A 16,477-nucleotide genomic window follows, 5' to 3' on the forward strand; every position below is an offset into this window, starting at 1 on the left:
TCAATGAAAAGGGTGTCTCGCATCTGCACGGCGGCAGCGACAACATCGCCAAGCGCAACTGGACGATCGTCGAGCACGATGTCGATCGCGTCGTCTTGAAGATCGTCGATCCGGACGGCCGTGCTGGCTATCCTGGCAACTGCACGGTCCAGGTGACCTACCGGGTGCACGGAAACGGCGAATTCTCGATCGTCTACGAATCGACCACCGATCAGCCGACACTCGCTAATGTCTGCCAGCACGCTTACTTCAATCTCGATGGCCGCGATGATGCGCTCGGACACGACATCATGATCGCTGCCGATCACTATCTCCCGACCGATGACAAGCAGATTCCGACCGGTGAGCTACGCCCCGTCTTCGGCACTGCCTTCGACTTCCGCGAAATGGCGCCGATGAAGCGGTTCGAAGGCGGTGAGCAGGCGCTCTATGATCACAACTTCTGCCTCTCGAAAGAGCGCGCTGCCAAGCGTTCCGTCGCGCTGGCGCGCAGCGTCAATTCGGGCGTCTCGCTGGAGGTGCGGACAACAGAGCCTGGCGTGCAGTTCTATGCCGGCTTCAAGCTCAATGTTGCCGTTCCGGGCCTCGACGGCCACAAATACGGGCCGTTCGCGGGCTTCTGCCTGGAAACCCAGGTCTGGCCGGACGCCATAAATCATCAAGGCTTTCCGAATGCGGTGCTGCGCCCAGGCGAAGTCCTGCGGCAGGAAACCGATTACATCTTCACCAAGAATTGATCATAGATCCCTGATCGCCTTTGAAACCCTCGTGCTTGTCACGAGGGTTTTTTGCTTTCCAGGTTTGGAATTACCTTGAAAATTGGTTCTAAATAGGTTCTATTGCCGACCTATGGATAGAACCAGTCTGGTGACGGAGCTCAATGCCCGCGGTCTGCACGACGAAGCGATGGCAGGCCCGCTTTACAAGCGGCTAGCCCTGGCGCTGACCGGTCTTATCCAGGAAGGCCTTCTTAAACCGGGTGCCGCCCTTCCCGGCGAGCGCGATCTTGCCGAAGCCCTCAAGCTCGGGCGCGTGACGGTGCGAACCGCCTATCGTGATCTGATGAGTTCCGGCACGCTGGAATCTCGCCATGGCAGCGGTACGTTCGTTTCGAGCAAGGTAGAACGCATGGAGCAACCGCTCTGGCGTCTTTCCTCCTTCTCCGCCGATATGCGCTCGCGCGGGCGCTCGCCGGCGGCAAGGATACTGTCGCGTGCGATCACTTCGCCGTCGCCGGAAGAAGCTTTCCTGCTCGGACTCGCACAGGAGGAGCCTGTTCTTCGTCTCGATCGTCTCAGACTCGCGGATGGTCAGCCATTGGCGATCGAGAGGGCGGTTGTGCCGGTCAAGTTCCTGGACGACAATGCCGGTGACGAGGGATCGCTTTACGATGCGCTGGCCGCAAGCGGTCACAAGCCGGTGCGCGCGCTGCAACGGCTGACGGCTGTTACACTCGATCCTTCCTCGGCCTCGATGCTGAACGTGAAGACCGGTGCACCGGCGCTTTTGATCGAACGGATTTCGCGCCTGGAAGACCAGCGCGTCGTTGAGTACACCCGCTCGCACTATCGTGGCGATGCTTATGATTTCGTCGCCGAATTGAGAATTGGAGATGACCTATGAGTGAGAACCAGTCGCTGATGCTGCAGGAGTCGGGCCAGTCGCCGGACGTCGTCGCGACGATGCTGCAGAAGGAGAAGCCGGTCTTTGCCGAAATCGCCAAGCTCTTCTCCTCGGCAAGGCCGAGCGTTGTTATGACCGCCGCACGCGGCTCTTCCGACCACGCCGCGACCTTCTTCAAATACCTTTTCGAGATCACCTGCGGCGTTCCCGTGGCCTCCATCGGCCCGTCGATCGCATCCGTCTATGGCGCGCCCCTGCATCTGAAGGGCGGCGTCCATTTCACGGTTTCGCAATCCGGGGCCAGCCCGGATATCGTCGCCCTTCAAGACGCTGCAAAACGAGGTGGGGCGACGACAATCGCCGTCGTCAACGTCACCGACAGTCCTCTTGCCAAGCAGGCCGACATCGTGTTGGGGCTGAATGCGGGCGCAGAAAAGAGTGTTGCCGCAACGAAGTCCTTCATTGCCTCTGCAGCGGCGCTCGCCGGTGTGACGGCTGCAATCGCCGGCACGGCCGATCTGCAGGCATCGCTGGAGAGGCTGCCTGAGTCACTGTCGGCGACCGCAGGTATTGATACTTCAGCCGCTGAAGACGTGCTCTTCAACGCGACCTCGCTCTATACGGCGGGCCGCGGTCCCGCATTCGCGATCGCGCTCGAGGCTGCCTTGAAGGCCAAGGAAACATCCGGTCTTCACGCCGAAGCCTTCTCGCTGGCCGAGCTGATGCATGGCCCTATGCGCCTCGTCCAGCCGGGTTTTCCCATCGTGGCCTTCGCGCCGGACGATGCCGCTTATGCCAACAACGTTCAGGCGCTGGAACGGCTGCAGAAGCTCGGCGCAACCACGGTGCCGTTCTCGGCGCAGCCGCTTCCCGGCATCAATCTGCGCATGCCGACGACGGGCAATGGTTTGCTCGATCCGCTGGTTTCGCTTCTCGTCTACTATCGCTTGATCGAGTCGGTAACGCGCCGCAAAGGCTTTGATCCCGACAGGCCGGCGAACCTGCTCAAGGTCACGGAGACCATCTGATGTCCCGCAAGATTTTCACCGGCGCCCGGATTTTTGACGGCGAGAGGTTTCACGACGAGAAAGCGCTGATCGTGGCCGATGGCCGCGTGGAGGCAATCGTATCGCGCGGCCAACTGCCCGAAGGTGAAACAATCTTGCTTGACGGCGGCGTGCTATCCGCCGGTTTCATCGATGCGCAGGTGAATGGCGGTGGCGGGCGGATGCTGAACGACGAGCCTTCGCCGGAATCGATGTACATCATCGCCGACGGACATCGTCGCTACGGCACGACAGCGCTGCTGCCGACACTGATCACCGACACGGCAGATGCGACGGCAGCGGCGATCGAGGCCGCGAAGGACGCGGTCAAGACAAACCGCGGCGTCGCCGGTCTTCATCTGGAAGGTCCGCATCTCGCACCGGCGCGCAAAGGCGCCCATCTGGCCGAGCTGATGCGTCCCGTCGAAGACAAGGACGTCAAAGCCTTCATTCGGGCCCGGGAAGAGATCGGAACGCTGCTCGTAACGATGGCCGCCGAGCAGGTGACCGCCGCGCAGGTTCGCGAACTGGCCGAAGCCGGGGTCATCGTCAGCATCGGCCATTCGGACTGCACCAGCGAACAGGCCGAAGAGCGGTTCGATGCCGGTGCCCGGGGCGTCACCCATCTCTTCAACGCCATGAGCCAGATGGGCCATCGCGCTCCCGGCCTGGTCGGCGCTGCGATCGATCATCCGTCGACGTGGTGCGGGATCATTGCCGACGGCCATCATGTCGATCCGAAGGCGTTGCGTACGGCACTGCGTGCCAAGCGCGGCGAAGGCAAGCTCTTCCTCGTCAGCGATGCGATGTCGCTCGTCGGATCCGACAAGGACAGTTTTACGTTGAACGGCCGGACCGTTCATCGCGAAAGCGGCAGCTTCTGCTCCAAGGTGGTGCTGGCCGATGGAACGCTTGCCGGCTCGGACGTCGATATGGCTTCCAGTATCCGCTATTGTGTCGCCTATCTGGACCTGACGCTTGCCGAAGCCCTGCGCATGGCGACGCTTTATCCGGCGCGCTTCCTGCGTCTTGAAGGGTACGGCCAGCTATCGCCGGGATACCGCGCCGATCTCGTCCACCTGACCGACAAGATCGAAGTCACGGCGGCCTGGATCAGCGGGGAGAAGAAATAGCGATGACGGCGATCACCGACGCATATTTTACCAACCTGATCGAGCGGCTCGGGCAACTGAAGTCCACGCTCGAAGATCCGATGCGGCAGGCGGCCGCGGCAATCCTCGATGCAGCGCGCAATGACAAACGCGTTTACGTGTTCGGAACCGGCCATTCGCACATGCTGGCAGAAGAGATGCACTATCGGGCCGGCGGGCTCGCCTTCACGGTGCCCATTCTCGTCGGCTCTGCGATGCTGCATGAGGGGGCAGTCATCAGCTCGGTCTACGAGCGCACTCAGGGCCTCGTGCGGCCCGTGCTGGAGCGTTACGGCGTGCAGCCGGGCGACGTCGTCGTCATTGCTTCGAACTCGGGCGTGAACGCCGCGCCGATCGAGGCTGCGGATTACGCACGTGAGATCGGGGCGAAGGTGATCGCCATCACCTCCGTCGCCTACTCAGGCGCAATTGCCAACGGGCGGCGACGACTCGCGGAGATCGCCGATATCGTGCTGGACAACGGCTTGCCGCCGGGCGATGCGGTTCTTGCTCTCGCGGGCACGGACATCAAGGTCGGGCCTGTTTCTACGGCCGTCGGCGTGACCGTTTTGAATGCGATCTTCGCGGAAGTGGCATCGGAGCTTTCGAAGTCCGGAGATGCGCCCATCTATCTGAGCGCCAATATGCCGGGCGCGGCCGAGGTCAATCAACGGCTCGTCAAGAAGTACCGGCCGCGCAATCCTCACCTCTGAGAGAACAGGCCGGCGTTTGCCGGCCTTTCATATCAGGCGACCTGCGGACGCCAGGCGATCATGCCCTCGGTACGGGCGCGCACCTCGGGCGGGGCGAGACAGGAGGCGACGACCTCATAGCCCGGCGTTCCCGGATAGGGCGGACGAAGAACGGCGGGCTGTGATTGGGCGGGCAGAGGATGATCGCCTCTTTCGGCCCCATCGCGTTCAGATCAAGGATCACCGAAGAACGGGTCATCAGGAAAAGCGGTTTTGCCTCGGCGCTGCGGCGGCGCAGCCAGGCGATCACCGCTTCCTGGGAGGCCTGCTCCAGACCCTGCTCCACCAGATCGATGACATGGATGGTCGAGGTGGACTGCAGCGCGACGACGAGCGCTATTAGTGCGGAGGATATCGTCGCTCCATCTTCTGCAAGCCATTGCAGTATCTCCTCGACTTGTTCCTTGATCGCGGCATCGGCGTCCAGCCGGGCGTGCGCTTCTGCGGCTTCGTCCTGCAGGCGGTCGAGACCGAGGAAACGGGCATCGGGTAGGTTTTCCGCGATTGCCTGGGCGAGGCGGGTCTTGCCGCTACCAAGCGGGCCGGTGATGAAGGTCAGAGGCCGGATCTCGCGCAGCTCGAATTCCTCGCCGCCCCAGGGCCAGGGCAGGTGGAACGTGACACCGATGGCAGGTGCCGGCTGCATCAGGCGGACTAGCTCACCTGCATTCGGCATGCGGCCGATGGTGATGTCGGCGCGCAACGCGCGGATCTTGTCGACGGCTCCGGCGAGTTCGACGATGCGGTTTTCGAGTGTCGCCTGATGGGCGGCAAGGGCTGGCCCCAGCGATTGCGGATCGCCCTTCAGAACGCGTCCGATCTGCGACAGGCTGAGGCCGAGGGCGCGCAGGGCTACGATTTCGGCGGCGCGTACCATCTCGGCGGGACCATAAGTGCGCCATCCCGACGATGTGCGGACGGGCACGATCAGGCCGCGCTGTTCGTAAAGGCGCAGGGCCTTTTGGGAGATGCCGAGCCTGCCGGCAGCTTCGGACGGGCTTAGGAACTGTGCGGAGTAACTCACGAATCACCTCTTTGTTCGTTGACCGCATCCTTATCGGGGCGGTCCCAAGGGCCGGGTCAACCGGTTATTCGCGGAATTCCGCCGTCAAACGAAAACGGCCCGAAGCAGGTGCTTCAGGCCGTCCGAATTTCTAAAAAACCGATGCGATCAGTTCTTTGCGCGTTCGACGTAGGAGTTGTCTTCGGTGGCGATGACGACGCGCGTGCCTGCGTCGATGTGCGGCGGCACCAGAGTGCGTACGCCGTTCGAAAGGATCGCCGGCTTGTAAGAAGAGGAAGCCGTCTGGCCCTTGACGACCGGCTCGGTCTCGACAATTTCGAGCGTGACATGGCGCGGCAGTTCGAGCGCCAGCGGAATGCCTTCGTGGATCGACAGAATGCAGGTCATGCCTTCCTGGAGGTAGGCCTTCTGGTCGCCCATGGTGTCGACATCGACGACGACCTGGTCGTAGGTTGCCGGGTTCATGAAGTGAAAGCCTTCGCCGTCTTCATAAAGGAACTGGAAATTCACGTCTTCGACGAACGCACGCTCGACCTGTTCGGTCGTGCGCCAGCGTTCGGAAACCTTCACGCCGTCAACGATGCGGCGCATGTCGACCTGAGTGACCGGCGTGCCCTTGCCCGGGTGAAAGTTCTGTGCGGTGAGAACGACGTAGAGCTTGCCGTCCACGTCGAGAACGTTGCCCTTGCGGACGGAGGAGGCGATGACCTTGACCATAAGACTTCCTTGTAACTCGGCATTCGGCGTCGTAGAGGATCTGCCGAAGTATCCCCGGGAGACGCAAATTTGTTTTTCGTTGGGGCGCAACTATCCTAAAATCCGGCAAAACGCCACCCCCGCGTTGACCGATACGGCGAAGAAAGCTTTGAATGAACCTGACGAGCGGCAAAGCGTCTCACTGGTGGACACCCGGCGTCCATGCGGATCGCCGTCCTTTCCTGATCGGGCGCAATGCGATCCAGGCGGCGGTACGCGGCTACTTCACAGGCGAGGATTTCATCGAGGTCGATACGGCGACGCTGCAGGTTTCGCCGGGTAATGAGGCGCACCTCCACGCTTTTGCGACGCAGGCTCTGACGACGGACGGGCAGGCGGCCCCTTTCTACCTGCACACATCGCCGGAATTTGCCTGCAAGAAGCTGCTTTCCGCTGGCGAAGAACGCATCGCTTGCTTCGCACACGTCTATCGAAACCGTGAGCGCGGCCCGCTTCATCATCCCGAATTCACGATGCTGGAATGGTATCGCGCCCGCGAAAGCTACGAAACATTGATGATGGATTGCGTGCGGCTTCTGGCGCTTGCCGCCGAGACCGCCAAGACGCCGAAGCTGACCTACCGGGGCACCGAAGCCAACCCCTTCGCCGGGCCCGAGCGTATCACCGTCGCCGAGGCGTTCGAGCGCCATGCGGGCATCGATCTGCTTGCGTCGGTCGCCGCCGACGGGTCGACGGATCGGGAGCATCTGGCTTCCGAACTGCGGCGGAACGGCATGCGCGTTTCGGCCGACGATGCCTGGGCAGACCTCTTCAGCCGCGTGCTCGTCGAAAAGATAGAACCGCATCTCGGCTTCGGCCGCGCGACCATTCTCGACGAGTATCCGGTATCCGAAGCGGCGCTCGCCCGTCCTTCGGCGCGCGATCCACGCGTTGCCGAGCGTTTCGAGCTTTACGCCTGCGGTGTCGAGCTGGCGAACGGCTTCGGCGAACTGACGAATGCAACCGAGCAGCGCCGTCGCTTCGAAATCGAGATGGCCGAGAAAGCGCGCATCTACGGCGAGCGTTACCCGATCGACGAGGATTTCCTTGAGGCGCTTTCGATTATGCCGGAAGCCAGCGGCATCGCGCTGGGCTTCGACCGGCTGGTGATGCTCGCCACAGGCGCGTCGCGCATCGATCAAGTGCTCTGGGCGCCTGTCGCGGAGTATGGCCGATGAATATCGTCCGGCCGATCAAAAGCGTCGATGACCTGACGAATGCCGGGTTGATCGCCGAGCGCGACCGGTTGGCCCTGGAAGAGGTCGCCGCCCGATATGCGATCGGCCTGACGCCAGCCGTTGCCAAGCTGATCGATCGCGGCGATCCGGCCGACCCGATAGCGCGCCAGTTCGTTCCGGATGCCGCCGAACTTGCCATGACACCTGAAGAACGCGCCGACCCGATCGGAGATCGCGCACATAGTCCGGTGGAAGGCATCGTGCATCGCTATCCGGACCGCGTGCTCCTGAAGGCCGTGCATGTGTGCCCGGTCTATTGCCGCTTCTGCTTCAGGCGGGAGATGGTTGGCCCCCAGGGGCTCGGCACGCTGGGTCCGGCTGCAATGACGGCGGCTTTCGAGTACATTCGCAGCCACTCCGAAATATGGGAAGTCATCCTCACCGGCGGCGATCCGCTGATCCTTTCGCCCCGCCGCCTCGAAGAGATCATGCGTGAGCTCGCGGCCATCGATCATGTGAAGATCGTCCGCTTCCACACGCGCGTGCCCGTCGTCGATCCGCAGAGGATCGATGCGGCCTTGATCGCATCGCTGAAAGCGAGCGGCAAGACGACGTATATAGCCCTCCATGCCAACCATCCGCGCGAGATGACGAGCGAGGCACGCGCAACCTGCGGACGGCTGGTCGATGCCGGAATCGTCATGATCAGTCAGTCCGTGCTTCTGAAGGGCGTCAACGACGATCCAGCCGTTCTTGCGGATTTGATGAAGGCCTTTGTCGAGACGCGCATCAAGCCTTACTATTTGCATCATCCCGACCTGGCACCCGGCACCAACCATTTCCGGCTGACGATTGAAGAGGGCCAGAAGATCGTTGCTTCGCTGCGCGGCCGTATCTCCGGCCTCTGCCAGCCAACCTATATCCTCGACATCCCGGGTGGTTACGGGAAGGCAGTGATCGGAGAGAGTTCTATCCGCAAGACGGCGGACGGCTGCTTTTCGGTGTTGGATTACACCGGCGGAGAGCATGTCTATCCGCCCGCCGAATAGCAAGATTCGAGGCGGAAACGTATCATTTCCGTACTTTCAGCTCGCAACGGAATCTCGTCGTCTACGGCAAGAGCTAAAGCTAAGTGTCTGTGGGGGAATAAATAAAAGCCATCGCTGCCGAGTGCTTTCTACAATTTTAAGCGCGAATCTTCCTCATATTTAACCAGACCAATTAGCGGAATGTTTTGTTTTCCGGCCTAAGAGAATGCCCATGATGAAGGCGAGTCCTCGCCGGCTCGGGATCATGACAATCTTGGAGGTTTTAAGGATGAACAAGACAATCCGCGAACTGCTAGCCAAATTTGGCAAGCTTCCTGTTTCCATCGACCAGGTTGCCGACGATGCCGATCTTTACGCGGCCGGTCTTACTTCCTTTGCCTCTGTGCAGCTCATGCTCGCCATCGAAGAAGCCTTCGATATCGAATTTCCCGACAATCTCCTGAACCGCAAATCCTTTGCCAGCATCTCCGCCATCGAAAAGACGGTCGATCTGATCAAGGATAGCCGGAAGGTCGCGTGATGAACTTCCAGGTCAAGATCAAGGAAGAAAGCTTCGCGGCGAGAGCCGTGCGCGTCGCCGAGATTGCGGCCAAATACGCCGATATCGTCGATGCCGAAGGCCGTTTCCCGCGCGAAGCGGTCGATGCGATGAAGGCCGAACGCTTGCTCGGCATTCAGGTTCCCCGCCACCTGGACGGCGAGGGTGCGACGACAACGGAAATCGCCGAACTCTGCTCCATTCTTGGCCAGGCCTGCGCCGCGAGCGCCATGGTATTCGCCATGCATCACATCAAGCTTTCAAGCCTCGTCGAGCACGGGGTCGAGAGCGCGTGGCACGCGAGCTTCATGCAACGTATCGCTGCCGAGCAGTTGCTGATCGCGTCTGCGACGACCGAAGGTGGTATCGGCGGCAATCTGCGCAACAGCATCTGCGCCATCGAAGTCGACGGTGACACCTGCCGCCTCGAAAAGGACGCGACGGTCATTTCCTACGGCTCGCATGCCGACGCGATCCTGATCACGTCGCGCAGCCATCCGGAGGCCGCATCCTCGGATCAGGTTTTGACCGCCTTCCTCAAGGACCAGTACACGCTCGAGCGCACGCATGTCTGGAATACGCTCGGCATGCGCGGCACCGGCTCCGATGGCTTCCTGTTCAAGGGCGAGGCGCCTACTGTTCAGATCCTGCCGAAGCCTTTTGCGGAAATCGCGGCGCAGTCGATGCTTGCTTCATCGCATCTCCTCTGGAGCGGGGTCTGGTATGGCATTGCTGTCGATGCCGTCTCTCGCGCGCAGGCTTTCGTCCGCGCCGCGGCGCGCAAATCTCCGGGCGCTCCGCCGCCGGGCGCGCTTCGTCTCGCGGAAGTTTCCAACCTGCTGCAGATGGTGAAGTCGAACGTCGTTGCCGGCCTCAAGGCCTATGAAGACGCCAAGGCCGATCCCGACAAGCTATCGTCGATGGGCTTTGCCGTCGCCATGAACAACGTGAAGATCGCCTCGTCGGAAACGATCCTGGAGATCGTCAACCACGTCATGCTGATCTGCGGCATCATGGGCTACAAGAATGGCACGCCCTTCAGCGTCGGCCGCCATCTGCGCGATGCCCATTCCGCGCAGCTGATGATCTCGAATGACCGCATTCTCGGCAACACGTCGAGCATGCTTCTCGTCCACAAGCAGGACACTAGCCTACTGGGGTGACTCACATGGATATGCAGACCTCGTTTCTGGACCGGCTTTTCGAATCCGGCCTGCTGATTGATACCGGTGTTGACGGCCTCTACGGCCGCAGCGGCCAGTTCGAAGACGTGATCACCGCCTTCGAGCGCCTGATCGATAAATTCGGCGGCGCCGATGGCGCGGAAGCCATGCGTTTCCCGCCCGGCATGAACCGCGCGATTTTTGAAAAGAGCGGCTACATGAAGAGCTTCCCGCAGCTCGCGGGTACGGTGCACAGCTTCTGCGGCAGCGAACTCGATCACATGAGCCTGCTGCAGTGCATGGAAGTCGGAGACGACTGGACGAAGGGCCAGGAAGCGACGGAAATCGTGCTGACGCCGGCGGCCTGCTATCCGCTTTATCCGACGATCGCCAAGCGCGGCAACCTGCCGGCCAAGGGCGGTCTCTACGACCTGCAATCCTATTGCTTCCGCCATGAGCCCTCGAAAGACCCGGCCCGCCAGCAGCTTTTCCGCATGCGCGAATATGTCTGCATGGGCACGGAAGGCCACGTCACCGAATTTCGCCAGCGCTGGATGGACCGCGGCGTGGAGATGATGAAGCAGGTCGGCCTTGAGGTCATCATCGATGTCGCCAACGATCCGTTCTTCGGCCGCGCAGGCAAGATGATGGTCAACAACCAGCGCGACCAGAACCTGAAGTTCGAACTCTTGATCCCGATCACCTCGACGGCCAAGCCGACCGCCTGCATGAGCTTCAACTATCATCAGGATTCCTTCGGCCAGAAGTGGGGTCTCAATCTCGAAGACGGCAGCGTCGCGCATACGGCCTGCGTCGGTTTCGGCCTCGAACGCATCGCGCTTGCGCTCTTCCACCACCATGGCCTCGACGTGAAGGAATGGCCGGCCAGCGTCCGCCAGGCGCTCTGGGGCTGAGCCGTTCGATGTCATCCGTCTTCCCGGCCATCCGTCCCGATGGCTACCGCCAGCATGCGCTCCATTCCAGCGAGCGCATGTGGCCTGAAACCAACTGCTATGTCGATCTCTGGATCGAAGTCCTGAACACGCTCGGGCTGCCGCCCGAAGCGATGCTGGGCTTTACGCTGACGCAGGATTTTGAAGGTGATCAGTTCACCTTCTTCAAGGTGCCGCTCGAGGACCTCGAGGCGCTTTACGGCATTCGCGTCAGCGAACTTGCGATCTTCGATCGCGTTGAGCGTCACGTCGAAACCCAGATCGCGCGCGGCCGTCTCTGCCTGATCGAGATGGACTCGTTTTATATGCCCGACACGCAGGGCACGGCGTATCGTAGCGAGCACGGCAAGACGACGGTTGCGATCAACCGGCTCGATGTTGCCGGAAAGCGGGTCGAGTATTTCCACAACGCCGGCTTCTTCGCGCTCGAAGGCGAGGATTTCGACGGACTCTTTCAGCTGCATCTGACCGACGAAAATCCGCCTTTCCTGCCCTATACCGAATTCGCGAAATTTCCGGAGAGGTTTGCTGGCGAGAAGTATATCCGCGAGGTATCGGACCGGCTTTTCAAAGTGCATTTTTCACGCCGGCCGGCTGAAAATCCGATCCGTGCTTTCGCCAAGCAGTTTCCGCAGCAGGTGGAGGCTATCGCCGAGCGGCCCTTCGGCTTCTTCCACAAGTATGCCTTCAACACGCTGCGCCAGTTCGGCGCCAATTTCGAGCTGGCCGCGGATCATCTTGCATGGCTCGCGCCGGGGAGGTTCAGCGGAGCGGAGGAAGATGCGCGGCGGATTTCCGAAGTGGCGAAGTCTGTGCAGTTCCAACTGGCTCGCGCCGTGACGCGCAGAAAGTTCGAGCCGTTGCAGACGGCACTTGATCCCGCGGCGGATGCATGGGATTCCATGATGGCTTCGATTTCCGAGCGGCTTTGATACCGGGGGCTTGAGCATGCGGGGGCGATTGGCGAGCGTGGGCGCGGAAGAGGCCCCGCTCACCGAAGGCTGGAATTTGGTTCTGACAGAACCCGGGGCGTGCGCAACTCCGCGCGACATTCCGCCGTCTTCCCAGTTCATTGCCGCGCCGGTTCCGGGAACCGTGGCCGAAGCGCTGGAGCGCGCCGGTCTCTTTGATCGCGAAAATCCCGAACCTCTGGAGACGAAAGATGCCTGGTACGTCTGCAGGCTCTTCGACGCCGAGCCCGGTGATGCCATCCTTCGTTTCGATGGGCTTGCGACGCTCTGCCATGTTTTTCTGAATGGTCAGGAAATCCTCTCTTCCGAGAGCATGTTCACCGCCCATGAAATCCCGGTTACGCTGGCAGGCGGCGACGATCTGGCCCTTTGCTTCCGCGCGCTCGGTCCTCATCTGGCCGATTCTGGCGCTCGCGCTCGCTGGCGTCCGCAGATGATCACGCCACAAGGCCTCAAGAATTTCCGCACGACGCTGCTCGGCCATATGCCCGGCTGGTGCCCGGAAATTCATGCCGTCGGTCCATGGAGGCCGATTACGCTCGTCCGCCGCAACGCGGTTTCGATCGACAATGTTTCGATCCGGGCGGTGCTGGAAGAGAGCGGAATTGGCCGCCTCAGCGTTTCGCTGCACACGGATGCGGAAGACCCGGTGATGCTGCTTTGCTGCGGCGGGGTCGAGCAGGGCTTCGAGAAAGTCGGTGACAACCACTATTCGGCGATCATCAAGTTGCCGGAAGTTCAGCCGTGGTGGCCGCATACGCATGGCATTCCGCATCTGTACGAGGTGACGCTTGTTTCAGACGGCGTTGAGTATCCGCTCGGAAAGACCGGCTTCCGGTGTATAGAAATCGATCGGGGTGCCGATGGCGAGGGTTTCGGCCTTCTGGTGAATGGCGAGCCCGTCTTCTGCCGAGGTGCGGTCTGGACGACGGCTGATATCGTGCGCCTGCCCGGCAGGCGGGCGGACTACGAACCCTTCCTGCGTCTCGCCGCCGACGCCGGCATGAACATGATCCGCATCGGCGGGACGATGACATACGAAACGCCTGAGTTCTTCGAGCTTTGCGACGAACTCGGCATCCTCGTGTGGCAGGACTTCATGTTCGCGAATTTCGACTATCCGCGAAACGACAAGGTGTTCACCAGCCATGTCCATGCGGAAGTCGAGCAGTTTCTTCATGGCGTCCAGGCTTGCCCGTCTTTGGCGGTCCTTTGTGGCGGCAGCGAGATCTACCAGCAGGCGGCGATGCTTGGATTGCCGCGGGAATTCTGGAATGGGCCGCTCACGGAGGACGTCATCCCGGCGATCGCGGGGCGCATGCGACCGGACGTGCCTTACGTGCCGAATTCGCCCTGTGGTGGCCCGATGCCGTTCTCGCCGAATGCCGGTGTGACGCATTATTACGGCGTCGGCGCCTATATGCGTCCGCTGGAAGATGCGCGACGTGCCGATATCCGCTTTGCCGCCGAAAGCCTTGCTTTCGCGCATGTGCCGCAACAGAAGACGCTGCAACGGCATCTGGATGTTCCGGCAGTCCATAGTCCGCTATGGAAATCCCGTATTCCGCGAGACCGCGGCGCGTCCTGGGATTTCGAGGATGTCCGTGATTTCTACCTGAAGGAACTTTACGACGCCGATCCGGCAGCGTTGCGCCGCGAAAATCCGGAGGGCTATCTCGATCTGTCCCGGGCCGTCACAGGCGAGGTGCTGACGGAGACTTTCGCCGAATGGCGGCGCCGGGCTTCCAGCTGCAACGGCGCGCTTGTCTGGACGCTGCAGGATCTGCTGCCCGGAGCCGGTTGGGGCGTCATCGATTCCACCGGAGAGCCCAAGCCGGTGTGGTATGCCATGCGCCGAGCCTTCCGTCCGGTGCAGGTGCTGTTGATCGATGAGGGCACGAACGGCCTCGACGTCCATGTCATCAATGAAACCCGCGAAACTGTGGAGGTCGAGCTCGAAGTCGTCTGCCTGCGGGACGGCAAGCAGAGGGCTGTCGGTGGCAGCCGAGCGATGAACCTTGCGCCGAGGTCGAACGAAAGGATTCCGGCAACCGATCTCTTCGGCGCTTTCTTCGATACGACCTACGCTTTTCGTTTCGGTCCGCCGTCGCATGACGTGACCGTGGCACGGCTGCGCTCCGCCGACGGCCTGCTTGCCGAAGCCTTTCACTTTCCGCTCGGACGATCGAAGGCGGTTCATGACGCGACCGTCGAGGCGAGGGCGGTGGAGGAGGGCGGACATTGGATACTCGAACTGCAGGCCGATCATTTTGCGCAGTCCGTGCACCTCGATGTGCCGCACTATCGCGCCGCCGATGACTGGTTTCACCTAGCGCCAGGCATGGTCAAGCGCGTCAGATTGCATGCGCTTGCGAGTGCAGCGGATGGTGAGGCACCATCCGGTGAAATCAGGACGTTGGGGAGTTCGCGTATTTTCGCGATATGACAGCGCGGCCGCGTTCCTCTTTCGGCGCCATCTGGCGTGTACCGACCTTCAGCGACACGGAGCGGACTTCCTGCAGGTAGAAGGTCTGTGCGTGCGCTTGGGTGAGATTATGATCGGCTTCCGGTATGATGCTCAGCCGAACGTTGCTGTAGCGCTTCAGATGCGAGCCTTCCTTGCCAAAGTGATCATTGAACTGCTCAAGTCCGGTATCACGGGCAGTATAGATCAGCGATACATCGACCTTGCGGGCTTTCAGGGACTGGAAAAGCTCGAGAATCGCATTCCTCTCTGGGGAGCGGAAAGGCAAGAAATCCAAGAGGGGGCGGCTGTGACGGATCGCCCGCCGTACGACAGACGTCGTGAAATTCTTGATTGCCCGTGGGCCGTCGATGTCGCCGCGCAGCAACCGCCTCAAGGTATCAAGCTGCAGCAATTTCTGGCCATATGTTTCGAGCGAACGCGGCACGTGGCGGAGCGACGCATCGACCGTGAGGCTGCCGTCCCAGTGAAGGACATAGGGGTTGGCGGCAACGAGACCACGGGAGCGTTTGTCCGAAAGGCTTGCCTGGAAAGCGAGATAGCCGCCGCTGCAACGGCCGACGAGCACAGCGGGCAGCAGTTTGCATGATTCCAGAAGATCAAGAGCCGCAGTGATTTCATCGTTCTGGCCCTTGAAATAAAGCACCTGCTCCGGCGCACCGGGAGAGGGAGGACTATCGGCAACGTTCGCGTTGTCGAAGCGCAGCGAGGGGATGCCATCGCGGGCAAGTTCGCGCGCCATTTTCACGGAGGTGCGGCCCCAGCCCGCAGTCCGGTCGTAAGCGGTCGTCAGGATGATTGCTGTTGCACCGCGCCGCGGAGCCGTAGGCTCGCACAGGATGCCGTAGAGTTCGTTGGCCTTGCCGAAGCGCAGTGGCGTCTCGCGGAATTCGGCGGTCGCCAGCGGCACTGGGGCCGAGCGCTGCATTAGCTTCGACGCGCCGGCAATCGGCTTGGAGATCGATTCAACCCATTCAACAAGAGCATCACCGGTCTCGACGGGCATCGTTGCGATCGTCGGATTGAAGACGAGTTCGTCATAGCCACGATAGACGGCTTCCCGCGTGGCCGGCTGCAGCCCTATTATATGAGCGGCAAAATCCTCGTCGGCCGAACGGTTCGGGCGCGTGAGCACGAGGCAGTTCGCGGCCTCCACCTTCGCGAGGTTCATGAGGTTGAGCTTTCGAACCTCGGCCGCGATCTCCTCCGGCATGCGAAGGCCGGCAATCGATACCCCCTGCGTTTCGCGCTGGCTCTCGGGAACGCCCATTCCGTCATCGATCATCTTCGACCAAACCGAGAGCTCACGCAGATAGAGCCGGCCCGAGATCGCCGGAGCCATCAATGCAACGCCCTCGACGCCGCCGAGCCTTTGTGCGAGCTCGAGGGCGACCGCGCTGCCGAGGCCCTGGCTTACAAGAATGATACTGTCGCAGCCGGAAAGTGATTTCAGCTGGGCCGCGGCCTGCTCTGCCGTTTCGAGCCACACGGCCATGCCGCGGCTATGGTCCGTCACATCCAGTGCATCGCCGGTTCCCGCATAGTCGAACCGCAGGCTCGCGACCCCTGCTTCGGCAAACCCTTCCGCCAGGATGCGGAAAAACTTGCGGGTGCACATCTCCTCGAAACCCCAAGGGCTGACGAAGAGAACGGCGGTGGCCTTGCGGGCGGCCTGTCTGGCAGGAGTGTAAAGGCCGATCGTGCCGGCAAAGGTCACCGGCTCGGCTGCGGACACGGCAAGGTGGGTATTGGAGGGATTTTGCGCATTGAAATTCATCGTCATATATC

General features: G+C 61.3%; 15 protein-coding genes. 12 read left to right on the plus strand and 3 right to left on the minus strand.

The window, feature by feature from the left end:
• From ACPYOJ_RS23785 to ACPYOJ_RS23805, 5 genes are all read left to right on the plus strand, one after another.
• On the plus strand, window positions 1–737 hold a 737-nt coding region (locus ACPYOJ_RS23785; RefSeq protein ID WP_481418439.1), incomplete at its 5' end, for an aldose epimerase family protein.
• A gap of 112 nt (window positions 738–849) precedes the next feature.
• Window positions 850–1,623 (plus strand): GntR family transcriptional regulator, encoded by a 774-nt coding sequence (locus ACPYOJ_RS23790; protein ID WP_481418440.1) that lies wholly within the window; start codon window positions 850–852, stop codon window positions 1,621–1,623.
• Entirely contained in the window at window positions 1,620–2,651 is a 1,032-nt protein-coding gene (locus ACPYOJ_RS23795) for an SIS domain-containing protein (RefSeq protein WP_481418441.1), read from the plus strand. Before ACPYOJ_RS23790 ends, ACPYOJ_RS23795 begins: the two co-directional genes overlap by 4 nt.
• Window positions 2,651–3,802, plus strand: coding sequence for an N-acetylglucosamine-6-phosphate deacetylase (gene nagA / locus ACPYOJ_RS23800; RefSeq protein ID WP_481418442.1), 1,152 nt, complete (start codon window positions 2,651–2,653; stop codon window positions 3,800–3,802). The genes ACPYOJ_RS23795 and nagA overlap by 1 nt, the downstream gene beginning before the upstream one ends.
• A 2-nt stretch (window positions 3,803–3,804) precedes the next feature.
• On the plus strand, window positions 3,805–4,533 hold the full coding sequence (locus ACPYOJ_RS23805) for an SIS domain-containing protein (RefSeq protein WP_481418443.1): 729 nt from the start codon (window positions 3,805–3,807) through the stop codon (window positions 4,531–4,533).
• A gap of 58 nt (window positions 4,534–4,591) precedes the next feature.
• Here ACPYOJ_RS23805 and ACPYOJ_RS23810 read toward each other — a convergent pair whose 3' ends face one another.
• Window positions 4,592–5,596, minus strand: coding sequence for a MerR family transcriptional regulator (locus tag ACPYOJ_RS23810; RefSeq protein ID WP_481418444.1), 1,005 nt, complete (start codon window positions 5,594–5,596; stop codon window positions 4,592–4,594).
• Window positions 5,597–5,743: 147 nt separating this feature from the next.
• Window positions 5,744–6,313, minus strand: coding sequence for an elongation factor P (gene efp, locus ACPYOJ_RS23815; RefSeq protein ID WP_168831752.1), 570 nt, complete (start codon window positions 6,311–6,313; stop codon window positions 5,744–5,746).
• A 152-nt stretch (window positions 6,314–6,465) separates the two neighbouring features.
• On the opposite strand from efp, the gene epmA reads away from it, so the two are divergent.
• The 7 genes from epmA to ACPYOJ_RS23850 all read left to right on the plus strand — a co-directional run bounded on the left by epmA (window position 6,466) and on the right by ACPYOJ_RS23850 (window position 14,650).
• Window positions 6,466–7,530, plus strand: coding sequence for an EF-P lysine aminoacylase EpmA (epmA, locus tag ACPYOJ_RS23820; RefSeq protein WP_481418445.1), 1,065 nt, complete (start codon window positions 6,466–6,468; stop codon window positions 7,528–7,530).
• Window positions 7,527–8,579 (plus strand): lysine-2,3-aminomutase-like protein, encoded by a 1,053-nt coding sequence (locus ACPYOJ_RS23825; RefSeq protein WP_481418446.1) that lies wholly within the window; start codon window positions 7,527–7,529, stop codon window positions 8,577–8,579. The genes epmA and ACPYOJ_RS23825 overlap by 4 nt, the downstream gene beginning before the upstream one ends.
• A 268-nt stretch (window positions 8,580–8,847) precedes the next feature.
• Entirely contained in the window at window positions 8,848–9,099 is a 252-nt protein-coding gene (locus ACPYOJ_RS23830; protein WP_481418447.1) for an acyl carrier protein, read from the plus strand.
• Window positions 9,099–10,280: an acyl-CoA dehydrogenase family protein gene (locus ACPYOJ_RS23835; RefSeq protein ID WP_481418448.1), complete on the plus strand. Its 1,182-nt coding sequence runs from the start codon at window positions 9,099–9,101 to the stop codon at window positions 10,278–10,280. Before ACPYOJ_RS23830 ends, ACPYOJ_RS23835 begins: the two co-directional genes overlap by 1 nt.
• A 5-nt stretch (window positions 10,281–10,285) precedes the next feature.
• Entirely contained in the window at window positions 10,286–11,194 is a 909-nt protein-coding gene (locus ACPYOJ_RS23840; RefSeq protein ID WP_481418449.1) for an amino acid--[acyl-carrier-protein] ligase, read from the plus strand.
• Complete coding sequence (locus tag ACPYOJ_RS23845) at window positions 11,185–12,165, plus strand: DUF1839 family protein (protein WP_481418467.1); 981 nt, start codon at window positions 11,185–11,187, stop codon at window positions 12,163–12,165. The genes ACPYOJ_RS23840 and ACPYOJ_RS23845 overlap by 10 nt, the downstream gene beginning before the upstream one ends.
• A 16-nt stretch (window positions 12,166–12,181) precedes the next feature.
• Complete coding sequence (locus ACPYOJ_RS23850) at window positions 12,182–14,650, plus strand: beta-mannosidase (protein ID WP_481418450.1); 2,469 nt, start codon at window positions 12,182–12,184, stop codon at window positions 14,648–14,650.
• Here the strand turns inward: ACPYOJ_RS23850 and ACPYOJ_RS23855 are convergent.
• Complete coding sequence (locus tag ACPYOJ_RS23855) at window positions 14,613–16,472, minus strand: serine aminopeptidase domain-containing protein (RefSeq protein ID WP_481418451.1); 1,860 nt, start codon at window positions 16,470–16,472, stop codon at window positions 14,613–14,615. The two genes, ACPYOJ_RS23850 and ACPYOJ_RS23855, sit on opposite strands and share 38 nt — an antisense overlap.
• Window positions 16,473–16,477 lie beyond the last annotated feature (5 nt).

It is taken from the genome of Rhizobium sp. SVR5-9E, assembly GCF_056755095.1.